At 69.4% G+C, this 15,330-nt stretch carries 13 protein-coding genes; 3 read left to right on the top strand and 10 right to left on the bottom strand.

Going from position 1 to position 15,330, the window contains the following annotated elements; translation table 11 throughout:
• The first annotated feature begins 61 nt into the window (after positions 1–61).
• Both FK267_RS02550 and FK267_RS02545 read left to right on the top strand, forming a co-directional pair.
• Entirely contained in the window at positions 62–1,405 is a 1,344-nt protein-coding gene (locus FK267_RS02550; RefSeq protein WP_141406272.1) for a serpin family protein, read from the top strand.
• Positions 1,406–1,757: 352 nt separating this feature from the next.
• On the top strand, positions 1,758–2,204 hold the full coding sequence (locus FK267_RS02545) for a GNAT family N-acetyltransferase (RefSeq protein ID WP_141406142.1): 447 nt from the start codon (positions 1,758–1,760) through the stop codon (positions 2,202–2,204).
• Between the two features lie 185 nt (positions 2,205–2,389).
• Here FK267_RS02545 and FK267_RS02540 read toward each other — a convergent pair whose 3' ends face one another.
• From FK267_RS02540 to FK267_RS02495, 10 genes are all read right to left on the bottom strand, one after another.
• Positions 2,390–3,193, bottom strand: a complete 804-nt coding sequence (locus tag FK267_RS02540; RefSeq protein ID WP_232622495.1) for an HAD family hydrolase — start codon at positions 3,191–3,193, stop codon at positions 2,390–2,392.
• Between the two features lie 158 nt (positions 3,194–3,351).
• Complete coding sequence (locus tag FK267_RS02535) at positions 3,352–4,245, bottom strand: HAD family hydrolase (protein ID WP_141406138.1); 894 nt, start codon at positions 4,243–4,245, stop codon at positions 3,352–3,354.
• An 82-nt stretch (positions 4,246–4,327) separates the two neighbouring features.
• Positions 4,328–4,927, bottom strand: a complete 600-nt coding sequence (locus FK267_RS02530; RefSeq protein ID WP_141406137.1) for a hypothetical protein — start codon at positions 4,925–4,927, stop codon at positions 4,328–4,330.
• Positions 4,920–5,702, bottom strand: a complete 783-nt coding sequence (locus FK267_RS02525) for an HAD-IIB family hydrolase (protein WP_141406135.1) — start codon at positions 5,700–5,702, stop codon at positions 4,920–4,922. The genes FK267_RS02530 and FK267_RS02525 overlap by 8 nt, the downstream gene beginning before the upstream one ends.
• 224 nt (positions 5,703–5,926) lie before the next feature.
• The gene (locus FK267_RS02520) at positions 5,927–6,784 is read right to left on the bottom strand and encodes a PTS system mannose/fructose/sorbose family transporter subunit IID (RefSeq protein WP_009407764.1); all 858 of its coding nucleotides are present in this window, start codon (positions 6,782–6,784) and stop codon (positions 5,927–5,929) included.
• A gap of 21 nt (positions 6,785–6,805) precedes the next feature.
• Positions 6,806–7,738 (bottom strand): PTS mannose/fructose/sorbose transporter subunit IIC, encoded by a 933-nt coding sequence (locus tag FK267_RS02515; RefSeq protein ID WP_003788909.1) that lies wholly within the window; start codon positions 7,736–7,738, stop codon positions 6,806–6,808.
• Positions 7,739–7,847: 109 nt separating this feature from the next.
• A complete protein-coding gene (locus tag FK267_RS02510) occupies positions 7,848–8,339 on the bottom strand; it encodes a PTS sugar transporter subunit IIB (protein ID WP_009407462.1) in 492 nt (163 codons plus the stop codon).
• The gene (locus tag FK267_RS02505) at positions 8,339–8,779 is read right to left on the bottom strand and encodes a PTS sugar transporter subunit IIA (protein ID WP_009407652.1); all 441 of its coding nucleotides are present in this window, start codon (positions 8,777–8,779) and stop codon (positions 8,339–8,341) included. The genes FK267_RS02510 and FK267_RS02505 overlap by 1 nt, the downstream gene beginning before the upstream one ends.
• A 302-nt stretch (positions 8,780–9,081) precedes the next feature.
• A complete protein-coding gene (locus FK267_RS02500; RefSeq protein ID WP_198498126.1) occupies positions 9,082–11,340 on the bottom strand; it encodes an NAD(+) synthase in 2,259 nt (752 codons plus the stop codon).
• A gap of 445 nt (positions 11,341–11,785) precedes the next feature.
• Positions 11,786–12,082 carry a PspC domain-containing protein gene (locus FK267_RS02495; RefSeq protein WP_075414517.1) on the bottom strand — a complete coding sequence of 99 codons (297 nt, stop codon included), beginning with the start codon at positions 12,080–12,082 and terminating at the stop codon, positions 11,786–11,788.
• 245 nt (positions 12,083–12,327) lie between these two features.
• Between FK267_RS02495 and FK267_RS02490 the strand changes: the two genes are divergently transcribed.
• Positions 12,328–15,159: a GH32 C-terminal domain-containing protein gene (locus tag FK267_RS02490; protein WP_141406133.1), complete on the top strand. Its 2,832-nt coding sequence runs from the start codon at positions 12,328–12,330 to the stop codon at positions 15,157–15,159.
• Positions 15,160–15,330: the final 171 nt, after the last annotated feature.

Here is a 15,330-nt window from a genome sequence, read left to right as displayed (position 1 = left end):
AGGCGCTGACAGGGCCGGGCGGGCTCCCTAACCTGACGCCATGACCCCGAGTGATCCTCTGATGAGCCTGTCCGCCTCCGACCACTGCGGCTTGGCCCGCCGTCAGGTGCTGGCACTGGGCACCCTGGTTCCCGCAGCAGTGGCGCTGCTGGGCGGCTGCTCCCTGGCCTCAGGCACGCAGCTGACCTCCAAGGTCACCCACGAGAAGGTCAGCCTCTCCGACGTCGCCTCCCAGGTGACCAAGGCCGCCACCGCCTGCGACCAGCTCGGGAGCAAGCTCCTGACCCACTACCTCAAGGAGGACTCGGCCGCGACGGCGATGGCCTCCCCTCTCAGTCTCGCCTTCGTCCTGGCGATCCTGGCCGACGGCGCCACGGACGCCGCGGCCCAGGGCTATGACGCGCTCCTGGGGCTCTCGGGTGAGGACCGCGACCGGGCCTGGTCGGCCATCCAGAACTCCCTGAACCGCTACGACAGTGATCTCAAGGGCTTCGACCCGGACAAGGCCCCCGACAAGCCGCTCGTTCACCTGGCCAACCACGTCCTCATCTCCGACGACAAGAAGTTCAAGGTCAAGCAGACCTACCTCGATGCGGTGCTGCGCTGGTTCTCCACTGAGATCGAGCAGGTCGGTGTGAGCTCCATGAAGGAGAACCTCGATGCCTGGGCCTCGCGCAACACGGCCGGCCTCATCCCGGAAAGCGGCATCGATGTCACCCAGGACACCCGCCTGGTGGTGCAGAACGCGCTGCTCTTCGCGGCCCAGTGGGAATCCCCCTTCGAGGCCGGGAGCACCTCGCAGAAAAACTTCACGCTCGCCGGGGGCAAGACCGTCAAGGCCGACCTCATGCACGACACGCGCTCCATCCCCCACACCACAGGGAAGGGCTGGGCGGCAGTGCGCCTGGCCTACGCCGGCGGGCAGGACGGGAGGGACGCCGACCTCGCTCTCGACGTTGTCCTGCCCGACGCCGGAACCCTGCCGAGTGCCATGGCTGCCGGGACATGGGCGGAGGCATCCACGGCTCTGGACAAGGTGCGCCCCCGAGAGGTGGAGCTGGCCCTGCCCAAGCTGGACCTCACCTCCGAGCCCAAGGAGCTCCTCGACTTCCTCAAGGAGCAGGGGCTCAAGCCCGAGGGCCTGGACAAGATCGCGCCCGAGCTGGCACTGACCCAGGTGGTCCAGCAGATACGCCTCATCCTGGATGAGGAGGGCACCGTCGCAGCCGCTCTGAGCGAGGGCCAGGCAGCGGCGATGGCGGCGCCAGCGGAGCAGACCAAGCCAGTCGAGTTCACGGTGGACCACCCCTACGTGCTGCGACTGCGGGACCTGACCAGCGGCACCGCCCTGCTCGAGGCCGCCATCATGGATCCCACCGTCAAGGAGATCAGCGGCTCGGCCTGACCGGGCCCGCCGGCGGCCGGCCGGGGTGGCCTCGGACGTGGCTCCGCAAACCAAGGTGGCCCGTCGGCCGAGCCACCCCACGAGCCCAGGAGCCCCAGCCCAACCATTCCAACAGCCGAGGTGCCCTATCGGTCAGGCTCCCCCGGCCGAGCCACCCCACGGGCCGAGGCACCCTATCGGTCGCGGCGCTCCACCTCACCGACCAAGACTCTCCACCAGATTCTTCCGGTCGGTGGGGCATCTCGGCGCTCGGAGCGCTCCCAGGCGGTAGGCTCCAGGGCTGACAGGAAGCCGTCGCGGGACCAGCCCGTCTCGGCCCGCCGCCTCTTTTCAACCAGCAGGAGAACTCCTCATGACCGTTGAGCTCGTCACCACCTCCAGCCCGGAGATCGTCGAGGCCATGGAGCGCCTCATCCCGCAGCTCTCCCGCAGCGCCCCGGCGCTGAGCGCCGAGCAGTGCGAGGCCCTCATCGCTCAGGAGGGGGTCTTCCTCTTCGTCTTCCGGCCTGAGGCCGAAGCCGGCCAGAGCGCACCGATCCTGGGCATGCTCACCCTGGCGACCTTCACGATCCCCACGGGCCTGCGCGCCTGGGTGGAGGACGTCGTCGTCGACGGTGAAGCCCGCGGTGAGGGCGCCGGGCAGGCCCTCGTGGAGGCCGCCGTCGAGCACGCCGGGAAGCTGGGCGCGCGCACCGTGGACCTCACCTCCCGCCCCACGCGCGAGGCCGCCAACCGCCTCTACCGCCGCGCCGGCTTCGAGCTGCGGGAGACCAACGTCTACCGCTACGCCCAGGCCTGAGAGGCACGCCCCCGCGGGCCCCTTCCTACCACCGCCACGATCACTTCGACAGAATCTTCAAAAACGACCCGGAGCCGCGTCTATTTTGAAGATTCTGTCGAAGTGTGTGGGCGCGCTGAGCCAGTCGGTGCTCAGCAGCCGGGCGAGAGGCGCCGACGGCACGCGGGCCCGGCCTCCACGTGCCCTCAGGCCAGCAGGGCGTCGATGAAGGCGGCCACGCTCGGGGTGGTGCGCCCGCCGGCGGCCTCAACGACCTCGCCCGGGGCACCGGCCATCGCGCAGGAGACGTCGGCCTGCTCGAACATCGAGATGTCATTCCAGGAGTCGCCCACGGCGGCCACCTCACTGACCTCCATGCCCTGGTCGTCCAGCAGCTCGGCGAGCCGGCCCAGGCCCATCCCCTTGGACTCGCCTGCGGCCGTGACGTCCACGAAGCCGGTCGAGCGGGTGCAGCTGATGCCGTCCACTGTCTCCTCCAGGCCGCTGGCCAGCGCCGCGGCGGTCCGAACGTCGGGGATGTGCAGCGGCATGGAGGTCACTCCCAGGCCCGCAACCTGCGACAGGGGCGCCGCGGTGAAGCGGTCCGGGGGCGTGCGCTGGTCGGTGGACAGGCCGATCGGGTCGTCCAGCACGTAGTCGCGCTCGAGGGTTGAGGCGAACACGGAGACGGGGGCCTGGACGACGTCGCCGATCGCCTGCACGACCGCCCGCACCTGGTCAGCCTCAAGCCTCCGGGTGCGATGGACCCGACCGGCGGCGTCGATGACGGTCGTGCCCGTGGCGCACACGGCGTAGTCGTAGTCCAGGCCGATGGATGTCGAGGCCCGGGCCACCTCGACGGCGTGCTGCACCAGCCGCACCGAGCGCCCCGTGGCCAGCACGAGGAGGTTGCCGGCGGCCCGCCAGCGCACGAGAGCCTCGGCGTCGGCCTGCCTGACGGCGTGGTGGAAGACGAGGGTGCCGTCGAGATCCGTGGCGAGCAAACGCATGCCGGCGAGCATAGCCCGCGCCGCCCGCTCCCGCCGCGCGCCGCGACACCCCAGCCCACCGGCGCATCAACGCCGCAACGCCGCAACACTTCGACCGAATCTTCAAAAAAGACCCGGAGCCGCGTCGATTCTGAAGTTTCTGTCGAAGTGTGCGGGGACTAGAAAGCCGGTCGCCCCATGAGGGAGTCGATGAGGTCAGCCAGGCTGGAGACCGTGCCGTCGCACTGGGCCACCACCTCCGGCGGCGACCAGGGCAGGGCGTAGGAGTGGTCGGCGGCGGCGTGCATGGAGATGTCGTTCCAGGAGTCCCCGATGGACCAGGTCTCTACCGGCTCCGCCGTCCACGGACCGACGTCGAGCCCCGCCGAGCCGCCGGCCGTCGCCTCCCCGGCCATTCCCGTCCCGGACGCACCCTCCCCGGTCCTGCCGTCCGTCTCGCCGGCGGGCGGCTCGGCCAGGCTCGCCACCAGCCGCCTGAGGCCCTCCCCCTTGGAGGCCGAGGCGGGCACGACGTCGATGAAGTCCTGGTTGCGGAAGCCCACCGCCTGCCCCTCCCAGCGCCGGTGCAGGTAGGTCTCGGTGCGTGCGGCCATCTCCGGGTCGGTGAAGCGCATCGGCACCCCGATGACCTCGCGCCCGTCGAGCTCGCGCCGGGTGGCCGGCCGGAACAGGGTCAGCAGCTCGGAGCCGGAGCCGATCGTGTCGTAGATGAGCAGGTCCTCGTCCAGCCCGGTGGTGAAGACGGTGACGCCCGGCGCCCCTTCGACGAAGTCGAGGATGTCCTCGACGACGCCGGCCGGCAGCGCCGTGGAGCACTGCACCCGGATGTCCTCATCCACGATGGCGGCCCCCGTGTAGAGGATGGCGTTGTCGAACTCCAGGCCCATGGGCACCACGACGTGCTCCAACGCCGAGACCGAGCGGCCGGTGTTGATGACCAGGAGGTTGCCGGCCGCCCGCCACCGGGCCATGGCCTCGCGGTCACGCAGCGAGATCGTCCCGTTGAAGACGATGGTGCCGTCCAGGTCGGTGGAGATGAGCCTGCGTGGCATGGGAGTCCTTTCCGTTCCGGTCCTGCCGGTCTCCAGCCGCCTCAGAGCGGCCTGCAGGCGACCCGCGAACCGCCCAGGATCGCTAGGAGCCGTCAGCAGCCTTATTCTCCTCATTCTTCGCCGCAGCGTCAGCGGACTCGTCGGACTCGTGCCCCGTTCCCTCCCGGCGGGCCTTCTTCTCGGCCTTGCGGGCCTTCTTGGCCTGTTTCTTGTCCTCGCGCTCCAGGCGCTCGTGGGCCCACTGGGCGTAGCCCTGCAGGAGGCTGCGCGAGTCGGGGGTGAGGATCTTGTTGTCCTCGAGCAGCCCCTCGGCGCGCAGGGTCATGAACCGCAGGTACTCGGGGTTGCGGGTGAGCCCCCACTGGCGCTTGGCCTCCTCCAGGTCGGAGACGTCGCGGCGCACCTGCCGCTCGATCATGGCGCGCCCGCCCATGAGGAAGATCGCCACGAGCAGGGCCAGGATCGAGCCGATGCCCCGCGTGAAGGGGTAGAGGATGCAGGCGATGACCATGAGCCAGGTGACGTACTTGCCCATGGAGTGGGTGTAGCCGCGCCAGCGGCCGTCCTCCCCAGTGGCCCAGGCGCGCAGCTTGGCGCGCCCGTCGGGATCCCCGCCGTTGAACCAGTCGCGCACCCGGGTGCCCAGGGTCCGCGCACCATCGGTCTTGCTGTTCTCACTCATGCCGGTCGCCTTCCAGGATCGTGGTGATGAGCTCGGCCATGGAGCCCACGGTGGTCTCGCACGCGGCCGTCACCTCCGGCGGGGACCAGGGCAGGGCAACGGCGTGGTCGGCGACGGCGTGCATGTCCAGGTCGTTCCAGGAGTCGCCGATGGTCCAGACCTCGATGTCCTGCCCCACCAGGGGCCCGTCCAGGAGGGCGCGCAGGCCCGCGCCCTTGGTGGCGCCGGCGGGCACGAGGTCGAGGAACTCCTGGTTGCGGTGGCAGTCCAGGACGCCCTCCCAGCGCCCGGTGAGGTCGTGCTGGAGGCGCTCGCGCAGGGCGTCGTCGGTGACGCGCAGGGGCACGCCGATGAAGCGGTGGGCGTCCATCTCCTCCAGGCTCAGGTGCTCGAAGACCGCGAGGATGGAGGAGATCTCGTCGTTGTTGTCAGCCAGGATGTAGTCGGTCTCGATGGTGGTGGCGTAGGTGGTCACCCCCGGCAGGTCGACGGTGCGGGTCGCCACGTCTCGGGCGACGCCATCGGGCAGGTAGCGGGCGGAGAGCACCTGGTAGCTGCTGTCGACGAGGACCGCCCCGGTGAAGACGATGCCGTAGTCGAAGACGACGCCCAGGGGCTCAAGGACGTCGCGGGTGGCGAAGGAGGACTTGCCGGTGTCCACGGCTAGGAGGTTGCCGGCGGCCCGCCAGCGGGCCATGGCCTCGCGGTCGGCCGGGGAGACGGAGCGGTCGAAGACGATAGTGGCGTCCAGGTCAGTGACGAGAAGTCGGGTCACGCGGGTTCCTTGCTTGAGGGGGCGGAGGACGGGGACGACGTCGGAGCGGGGCGGGAGGAGGAGAGCCGGGAGGAGGCGTCGGACGGCCCCGGTGGAGCACTGATGGCGCGCCGGGAGAACTGGCGCCGGCCCCGCGCATTCTACCGAACACACGGAACGGGGAGGGGGCTAGAAGCAAGTCCTACGCCCCCTCCCCGCTCAGAGACGGGATGCGGATGCCGTCGTCAGACTCCCAGGAAGCCGGTCCAGCGCCCCAGGATGCCGAAGGCGAACATGCCCAGGATGATCCACAGGGCGTTGACCTTCTTATTGAGCAGCCACATGCACAGGAAGGTCAGGCCCAGCGCCGCCAGGCCGGGCAGCAGCTGGTCGAGGATGCTCTGGACGGTCGTCACCTTGACGATCTGGGTGTCGGGGTCGGCGACCTTGGAGACCACGGTCGGGAACTTGATGGTGGTCCACTTGGAGACCAGGGCGCCCATGACGAACAGACCCATGATGGCGGCCATCTGGGTGATCTTCTTGAGCTGCCCACCGCCGACCTCGGTGACCATCTCGGTCCCGCGCTCGTAGCCGAACTTCAGGCCGTACCAGCGGGTGAGCACGCGCAGGAGGTTGATGCCGACGAAGAACAGCAGCGGGCCCACGATCGAGCCGTTGAGGGCCAGGGAGGCGCCCAGCGCCGCCAGGACGGGGCGAGCGGTCCCCCAGAAGATGGGGTCGCCGACGCCGGCCAGCGGCCCCATGAGGCCGACCTTGACCGAGGTGATGGTCTCCTCGGAGATCTCCTCGCCCTTGGCCTTCTGCTCCTCCATGGCGGCGGTGACGCCGAAGACGACCGAGGAGACCCAGGGATGGGTGTTGTAGAACTCCAGGTGCCGCTTGAGAGCGGCGGCCTGGGCGCTCTTGTCGTCGCGGTAGAACTTCCGGATGGCGGGCATGAGCGTGTAGCAGAAGCCCATGGCCTGCATGCGCTCGAAGTTGAAGGAGCCGAGCAGGAAGGTGGAGCGCCAGTACATCCGGCGCAGGTCACGAGTGGTGAGCATCTTCTCCGAGGTGGCCGGAGCGGTTTCAGTAGTCATGAGAGTCTTCCTTCTTCCAGCTCAGTCGAGCTCGTCGTCGAGGTCGTCATCCAGGTCGCTGCTGGAGCCGCCGCTGGCTGCGGGGGAGGCGGCGGCGGGCAGACGCACGGAGTCGTGGAACTCGGGGTTGAGCTGGACGTAGATGACGGCCAGGCAGGCCCCCAGAATGCCCAGCGCCACGAGGGTGGCGCCGTTGGGAGCGAGGTCGATGACCCACTTGTCGATGCCCTTGCTGTGGTCACTGACCGAGGCCGAGCCGCCCACGGTGGTGGCGAAGGTGGCGAAGATGAAGCCCAGGAAGAAGAAGGGCATGAGCTTGCGCGCCTTCATCATGTTGATGACCATGGCGTAACCGACGACGACGATGAAGCCTCCGGCGATGCCCAGGCCCTCGGTGATGACCTTCGGAATGGCGTCGAGGGCGTGCTTGACCGTGTCACCCGAGGCCAGTGCGGCAACCACTGCGGTCGGGATGGCGACGCGCAGTCCCTGCAGGCCCAGGGCCGTGAAGTGCATGATGGCGATGCCCCGGTAGTTGGCCTGCTCGGCGAAGCGGTCGGCCTGATGGGCGAAGAAGATGGCGATCGTTCGCACGAAGATCGTCAGGGCCTGGCCGGCGACGGCCAGCGGGACGGCCACACCGATGGCGGCCGCGATGGCGCTCTTGGTGGAGGAGGCGTCACCGACCGAGGCCACGGCGATGATGGTGGAGACGGTGGACGCCAGGGCGGAGTCGGGGGCCATGGCGGCACCGACGTTCATCCAGCCCAGGGCGAGCAGCTCCAGGGAGCCACCGACCATGATGCCGACGGCGGGGTTGCCCAGGGCGATACCGGTCAGGGTGCAGGCGACGAGCGGGCGGTGGAACTGCCGCTCGTCCAGGACGCTGGCCATACCCGCGACGAACGCCACGAGCGTGACCAGAATGATCTGGATCAGATTGATGTCATGCACGGTATGTCTCTCTCATGTGAGGGTTGACAGCACACTCCTGCTGAGCCCGCCACCGAGGGGTGACGGGATGGAGGTGTGCGAGGGAGGTGTGGGGACGAAGGCCGCGCCCTTAGAGCAGGCCCTTCTCCTTGAGGGCCCCCATGAGGTCGGAGCTCGCGGTGGAGGGCACCTGCTGGATGTACTGCTTGATGCCGCGCGAGTCGATCTCCTTGAAGGCCTCGACGTCGGCAGGGCTGGCGTAGACGGCCTGGGAGACCTGGCTGGTGCCCTGCTTGAAGGTCATGCCGCCGACGTTGACCTCCTTGGCCTCCACGCCCAGGTCGAGCAGGCGCACGATGTCGGCCGGGGTCTCGACGACGATGACGGCCTTGAGGGTCTCGTACTTGGGGTTCTTGTAGACGCGCGCGGCCTTCTCCACTCCCAGCACGTGGACCTTCACCTTGCCGCCGCCGGTCTGCAGCATGAGGGTCTTGCGCAGCTCGTCGTTGGCGGCGCCGTCGGAGACGGCGAGGATGGCCTCGGCGCCCAGGGATCCGGCCCAGTTGTTGGCGACCTGTCCGTGAACCAGGCGGGAATCAATACGCAGGAGCTTGACGTCCATCAGAGCTCGTCTCCTTCATCGTCGGAAGTGGTGGTGGGGGCAGGGGTGAAGACTTCAGAGAGGACCTTGACGCCGTCGACGGCGGAGGTGCGGGCGGCCTCCACAAGCTCGGCGAGACCGGCGCCGGTCAGACGTCGGGACAGGACCTCGATGACCATGGGCAGGTTGACACCGGTGACGACGTCGGCATCGTCACGCCCCGCCGCGAACCGGGCGGCGGCGTTGTAGGGGCTGCCGCCGAAGAGGTCGACGAGGATGAGGTACTCCTGGCTGGAGGAGGCCTCGACCGCGGCGGCGTACTTCGCCAGCAGGTCATCAGGGCCCTCGGAGGGCTCGAAGGTGACGGCGACGACGTCGTCACTGGGACCGACGATCATCGCTGAGGAGGCGACAAGACCTTCAGCCAGGTGTCCGTGCGCGGCTACGACCAGGCAGACCATGGGCGGGGACCTTTCCCATCCGGGCTGCCGCCGAAGGTGTGTATGGCCTGGGCAACAGCAACGTGTGTGACAGGGCGACGATAAAAAGGATCAGGGTGATCGACACCACTGAGTTGCCCACCACTTTCACACAGAAGCGCACAAAACCAACGCTGATAACGCGCGTTACCAGCACATCACCGGAACTTTTCGCTGTAAATATGCGTTTTGCTCAAATCAATCCCGAACAAAGCAAGCCTCAGGAACCACATTGTGTTGTGCCTCACATCATAGGACAATAGTCCCGGTTCTTCACGGGGGTCTCACGCCCGCGGCACGTTGCGCTCGAGCTCGGCCAGCCAGGCGGTCGCTGCGGCGTCGGAGGGCATGCGCCAGTCCCCACGGGGCGACAGCGAGCCGCCGGCCACCACCTTGGGCCCGTTGGGCAGGGTGGAGCGCTTGAACTGGTTGGTGAAGAAGCGCCGGTGGAACAGCTCGAGCCAACGCCGGATCTCGGGCAGGTCGTAGGCGACCCTCTCGGCCGGCGGCAGCCCCTCGGGCCAGTCCCCGGCATCCGCGTCCGCCCACGCCTTGTGCGCCAGGAAGGCGATGCGGCTGGGGCGCGAGCCGCGGCGCAGCACGTGCCACAGGGTGAAGTCCTGCAGGGCGTAGGGGCCGATCTTGGCCTGGGTGGACTGGATGGCGCCGCCGGCCCCGGCCGGGACCAGCTCGGGGCTGATCTCGGTGTCCAGGATGGACAGCAGCGTGCGCCCGACGGCGTCGTCAAACAGCTCCTCGGCGACCACCCAGCGGATGAGGTGCTGGATGAGGGTCTTGGGGATGCCGGCGTTGACCCCGTAGTGGGCCATCTGGTCGCCCACCCCGAAGGTGCACCACCCCAGGGCGAGCTCGGAAAGGTCCCCGGTGCCCAGGACGATGCCGCCGCGGTGGTTGGCGATGCGGAAGAGGAAGTCGGTGCGCAGGCCCGCCTGGACGTTCTCGAAGGTGACGTCGTAGAGGTCCCGCTCGCTGACGCCCTCGGGCAGGACCCCGGTGCGGGCGTACTCGCCGTAGGGGTGACCCATCTCGGTGAGCATCTGGGTGGCGGTGGCCCGGATGTCGAGCTCCTCGAAGGTGCAGCCCAGGCCGACGGCGAGGTCCTCGGCGTTGCGGCGCGTGCCGGCGCTCGTGGCGAAGCCGGGCATGGTGATGGCGTGGATGTCGGAGCGGGGCCGACCCAGGCGGTCCATGGCGCGGGCGGCCACGATGAGGGCGTGGGTGGAGTCCAGGCCGCCGCTGACGCCGATGACGATCTTGGGGTTGCCGATGGCCCCCAGGCGCTGGACGAGGGCGGCCACCTGGATGTTGTAGGCCTCGTAGCAGTCCTGGGCGAGTCGGGCCGGGTCGTCGGGCACGAAGGGGAAGCGGTCCACGCGGCGGCGCAGGCCGATGTCCGTGCGCGGGGCGGCCAGGTCGGCGGCGCCGATCCGGATGCGCCGGAAGGCCGCAGGATCGGTGAAGGTGGTGGCCTCTGTCGGGGAGCCGGCGACCGGGGAGCTCAAGGTGCGGGCGTTGTCGGCGAAGGTCCCCTGGCGCAGGCGCTCGGCACGCAGGCCCTCGATGTCGACGTCGACGACGGTGGCGCGCGGACCGTCGGGGAAGCGCTCGGTGGAGCCGAGCAGCTCGCCGTTCTCGTAGACGAGGGTCTGGCCGTCCCAGGCCAGGTCCGTGGAGGACTCGCCCTGCCCGGCGGCGGCATAGACGTAGGCGGCCAGCCCCCGGGCCGAGGAGGAGCGGGCCAGCAGCTCACGGTCCTCGGCCCGCCCCACCGTGATGGGCGAGCCGGAGAGGTTGACCAGGACCGTCGCCCCGGCCAGCGCCGCCAGTGACGACGGCGGGACGGGCACCCACATGTCCTCGCAGACCTCGACGTGGAAGGTCAGGCCGGGGACGTCCTCGACCTCAAACAGGAGGTTCGCCCCGAAGGGGACCCGGGCGGCCGTTTCAGGACAACCAGAGCCGTCGGCGCTCTCGGTCCTCTCAGCGCCGTCGGAACCGCCGTGCACGCCGGGCAGCTCGATGCTCTCCACCCCGGCGGGCAGGGCGTCGCCGGGGGCGAAGTGCCGCTTCTCGTAGAACTCCCGGTAGGTGGGGAGGTAGGACTTGGGGGCGACGCCGCGCACCCGCCCGCCCTGGATGACCAGGGCGCAGTTGTAGAGGCGGTCGCCCAGGCGCAGGGGGGCGCCGACGACGAGGGCGGTCAGGAGGTCGGCGCTGGCGGCGCGCAGGGTCTCGATGGCGGCGAGCACGTCGGACAGCAGGACATCGGACAGCAGGAGGTCGTCGATGGCGTAGCCGGTCAGGCACAGCTCGGGGAAGGCGGCCAGGCAGACGCCGTCCTCGGCCAGGGTACGGGCCTGCTCGATGATGGCGGAGGCGTTGGCGGCCGGGTCGACGGGCACCACCGGCAGGGTGACGGCGGCGACACGGGCGAAGCCCTGGTCGTAGGCGGAGAGGAACTCGATGTCAGTCGCTGGAGCAGTCACGGCGTCGGTTGCGGCGTCATTCACGGTGTCTGTCACGGCTCGATCCTCCCATCGACGGCGCCTTCCCGCGAAGCCGCCGCCCCCGTGTCACGGCCGGGAACGCTGCCTGCTCCAGGCTCCGGCCGATGGGCGCCGCCACGCACTGCGCCCGCCGCGTCACCCGTGGAACCGGGGGTGCGAGGCGGGCGCAGCCCATCGCTCACGCGTGGACCCGAGGCGCCGCCTGGAACCGATGGCAGCAGGGACGGGCATGCATCAGGAGAAAACGAGTGATGGACAGACGGCAGGAGAGAAGCATTGAGGAGAGCGAAGAGACAGCCATCACCTTTCTTTCTACGAGGCCGAAGACGTCGACGTCCTCGGCCGATGTCGGTAGTCGTGAGTCTGGTACGGGTCGTGTTACCGAAGCGCTAAAGGTCTCCGGAGGACTGTCACGGCCCGGGCCAGTCGGCTCGGACCCGCCCGGGCAGGCTGAGAACAGTCAGTACTGGGCGGGGGCGGGCTCGTCGAGCATGAGGCACCAGGCTCCGACGTAGACCAGGAACATGGGGCCGGGAAGGAAGCTGGCCAGGATCACCCCGACGCGCACCGCGGTCACCGGCATGTTCCAGGCCTCGGCCAGACCCCCGCAGACACCACCGAGAATGCGGTGCTCACGGGAACGGCGGGGCAGGGAGTCACGGAAACGGAAGAACTCGCCCGTCCGACCGGAGGCGGAGCCCCCGCCCTCGGAGCGGGCGGACTGGCTGAACTGACCGGGGTACTGCTGCTGCGTCATGGCAACAGTCTGGACGATGAGGCCCGCCACCGACTATCGGGGAGCACCCTGAGAAGTCCCCGATGTTGATCGGGAATGACCCCCGGGTGCTTGCCCGACGTCGAGGGCCCGCGTAGTTTAATACCGGCGCTAACGCGCGTTATCGGATCGGCGTAGGAAACGGGGCGACAGCCCCTGAGCACCGCTCCGACCCGCAACGGCGCCCGCCCTCGTTCACGCCGAGCCCGCTTCCCGGAGGACAACACATGAGTCGGACCGCCCGAGCACTGAGCGCCCTGACCGCCTTCTGCCTGCTGGCAGCCGCCTCTACGCTGACCTCCATGCCCGCAGCCGCCTCCGGCCAGGCCCGACCGGCCTCCACCGCGCCGAACGCACCAGCCGCACCGGCGGCGCCGAAGGCCGACCAACCCGGTGAGCGGTGGCGCCCGCAGACCCACTACACCCCCCAGAAGAACTGGATGAACGACCCCAACGGGCTCGTCTACTACGACGGCGAGTACCACATGTTCTACCAGTACAACCCCGAGGGCTCGGACTGGGGCAACATGTCCTGGGGCCACGCCGTCTCCAAGGACCTGGTCCACTGGCAGGAGTTGGGTGTGGCAATCCCGTACACCTCGCAGTACGGGGTGTTCTCCGGATCGGCGGTCATCGACACCAAGAACACCTCCGGCCTGGGCAGCCCGGACAACCCGGCCATGGTCGCGGTGTGGACGCGGGCCGACGTCGGCGGCAACCAGTCCCAGTCCCTGGCCTACTCCACGGACAAGGGCCGCACCTGGAACCTGTACAACAACGGGGACCCGGTCCTGGACATCGGCTCCAACGAGTTCCGCGACCCGAAGGTCTTCTGGGACCAGACCTCCGGGCGCTGGACCATGGTGGTCTCCCACGCCACCGAGCACCGCGTCTCCTTCTACTCCTCCCCCGACCTCATCCACTGGACCGAGCAGTCCAGCTTCGGCGGGGAGGGCATCACCTCGGCCGTGTGGGAGTGCCCGGACTTCTTCCCGCTGCCGGTCGACGGCAGCTCCAAGGAGGTCAAGTGGGTCCTGGTGGTCACGGTGGCCGACTCCGCCCAGTACTTCGTGGGCAGCTGGGACGGCACCACCTTCACCCCCGACGAGATTCCCCACTACACCGGCGATGAGGGCACGACCCTGGCCGACTTCGAGAACGGCTACGCCGGTTGGAAGGCCGACGGCGCCGCCTTCGGCTCGGGCCCGGCCACCGGGGACCTGCCCGGCCACCAGGGCAAGGCCTACGTGGACTCCTTCGGCAGTGGCGATGCCGACACCGGCACGCTGACCTCGGATGAGTTCACGGTCTCCTCGTCCTACATCAACCTGCGCACCGCCGGCGGCAAGCACCCCTACAACCCGCAGGCCACCGGCGACAACGGCGGCGGCAGGCTCCTGGCCGGCTTCGACGGCTCCTGGGAGGGCTGGACCGTGGAGGGCAACGCCTTCGGGGCCACGCCCCCTCAAGGCGCTACCCCAGGCCAGCAGCCGCTGGTCAACCACTCCAGCGCCGGGCTGCTCAACACCTATCTCGACGCCGCCACCGGGCAAGGCTCGGACGCCACCACCGGCACCGCGACCTCGCCGACCTTCACCATCGATTCCCCCTACCTCAACCTCCTCATGGGCGGCGGCAACAACCCGCGCCCCGAGGGCGGCGCCGACGGGGGCTCCGGGGTGAGCGTCGTCGAGCTGGTCGTCGACGGCAAGGTGGTGCGCTCGGCCACCGGCCGCAACCTGGAGGAGCTCAACTGGCAGAGCTGGGACGTCAGCGACCTCAAGGGTAAGTCCGCCCAGATCGTCGTCACTGACACGGCCACCGGTCCCTGGGGACACATCCTCCTGGACGAGGTGCGCGCCTCGGACAAGAAGGCCTCCCCCATCGCGGACAACACCTCCGTCAACCTCGTCGTGGACGGCAAGGTCGTCGCCTCCGCCACCGGCAACAACTCCGGGACCCTGGAGTGGACGAGCATGGACGTGGCGGCCTACAAGGGCCGCAAGGCCCGGCTCGTCATCGAGGACCACAACGGCAACGCCGAGGACTGGGGCCACCTCATGGTCGACCAGATCCTCCAGTCGGACACGAAGGCCTTCTCCGGGGCCGACGTCGTCCCGCGCCTGGACTACGGCAAGGACTACTACGCGGCCTTCACCTGGGACAACGTCCCCAACGGCAAGCGCTACCAGGTGGGCTGGATGAGCAACTGGGCCTACGTGCGCGACCTGCCCACCACCACCTGGCGCACCGCCATGTCCACGGTGCGCGAGATGGGACTGACCCGGGTGAACGGCAAGCTGCGCCTGACCGCTCAGCCCGTCACCGCCCTGGAGTCCCTGCGCACCGGCCAGGAGCTCACCCGGAAGGACACCGACATCCCTGCGGGCGAGACCTCTCTCGGCCAGGCCGCTCAGGGCACCTCCCTGGACATCAGCGTGGACCTGAGCCCTGGCGCCTCCTCCTTCGCCGGTATCAAGGTGCTCGACAACGGCGAGCAGTACACGCTCATCGGCTACGACTCCCAGGCCAAGCAGCTCGTCGTGGACCGCACCCACTCCGGGGTCACCGACTTCTCCCCGAAGTTCCCGGCCCGGTCCACCGCGCCGTTGTCACCGGACAGTAAGGGACAGGTCCACCTGCGCATCATTGTTGACGCCCACTCCGTGGAGGTCTTCGCGGCCGACGGCACTCCGGTCATCACCCAGACCGTCTACCCCGAACAGGACGCCACGGGGGTCTCGCTCTACGCCGAGGGCGGCACGGCGCATCTGGGTTCCCTGAGCCTGTGGCACCTGGGTTCCGTCCAGGACGCCGGCGCCCCGGCCGAGGGCCCCGACTCCCCCGGGGCCGGCAAGCCCGCCGTCCAGGGGCCGGCCCGTGGCCAGGCGAAGGCGGCTGCGGCGTCGGCGAGCCCCACCACCGCTGCGGCAGGCAAGAGTGCCTCCGCCCGGTTCCCGCTGGCCCGCACCGGCACCTCCCTGACCCTGGGCGCCCTGGGTGCGGCCGCCGCCGCGACCGGCGCCTACACGCTGCGCCTGCGCCGTCGGCACTCCTGAGCGGCAAGGCCTCCCTCACGGCCGGGGACCTTCCCCTGCGGTCGGGGACATTCAACGCCGTCGGGGACATTTCGGTGCGGTCGGGGACGTTCGACGCCGTCGGGGACGTTCGACGCCGTCGGGGACCGGAATCCTGTCCCCGACGGCGCAGCATGTCCCCGCCGGGAAGGT

The sequence above is a fragment of the Actinomyces oris genome, from assembly GCF_006546825.1.
Taxonomy (GTDB): domain Bacteria; phylum Actinomycetota; class Actinomycetes; order Actinomycetales; family Actinomycetaceae; genus Actinomyces; species Actinomyces oris.
The sequence above is the reverse complement of the archived record's forward strand: the minus strand, read 5'-3'. Positions and strand labels throughout refer to the sequence as shown.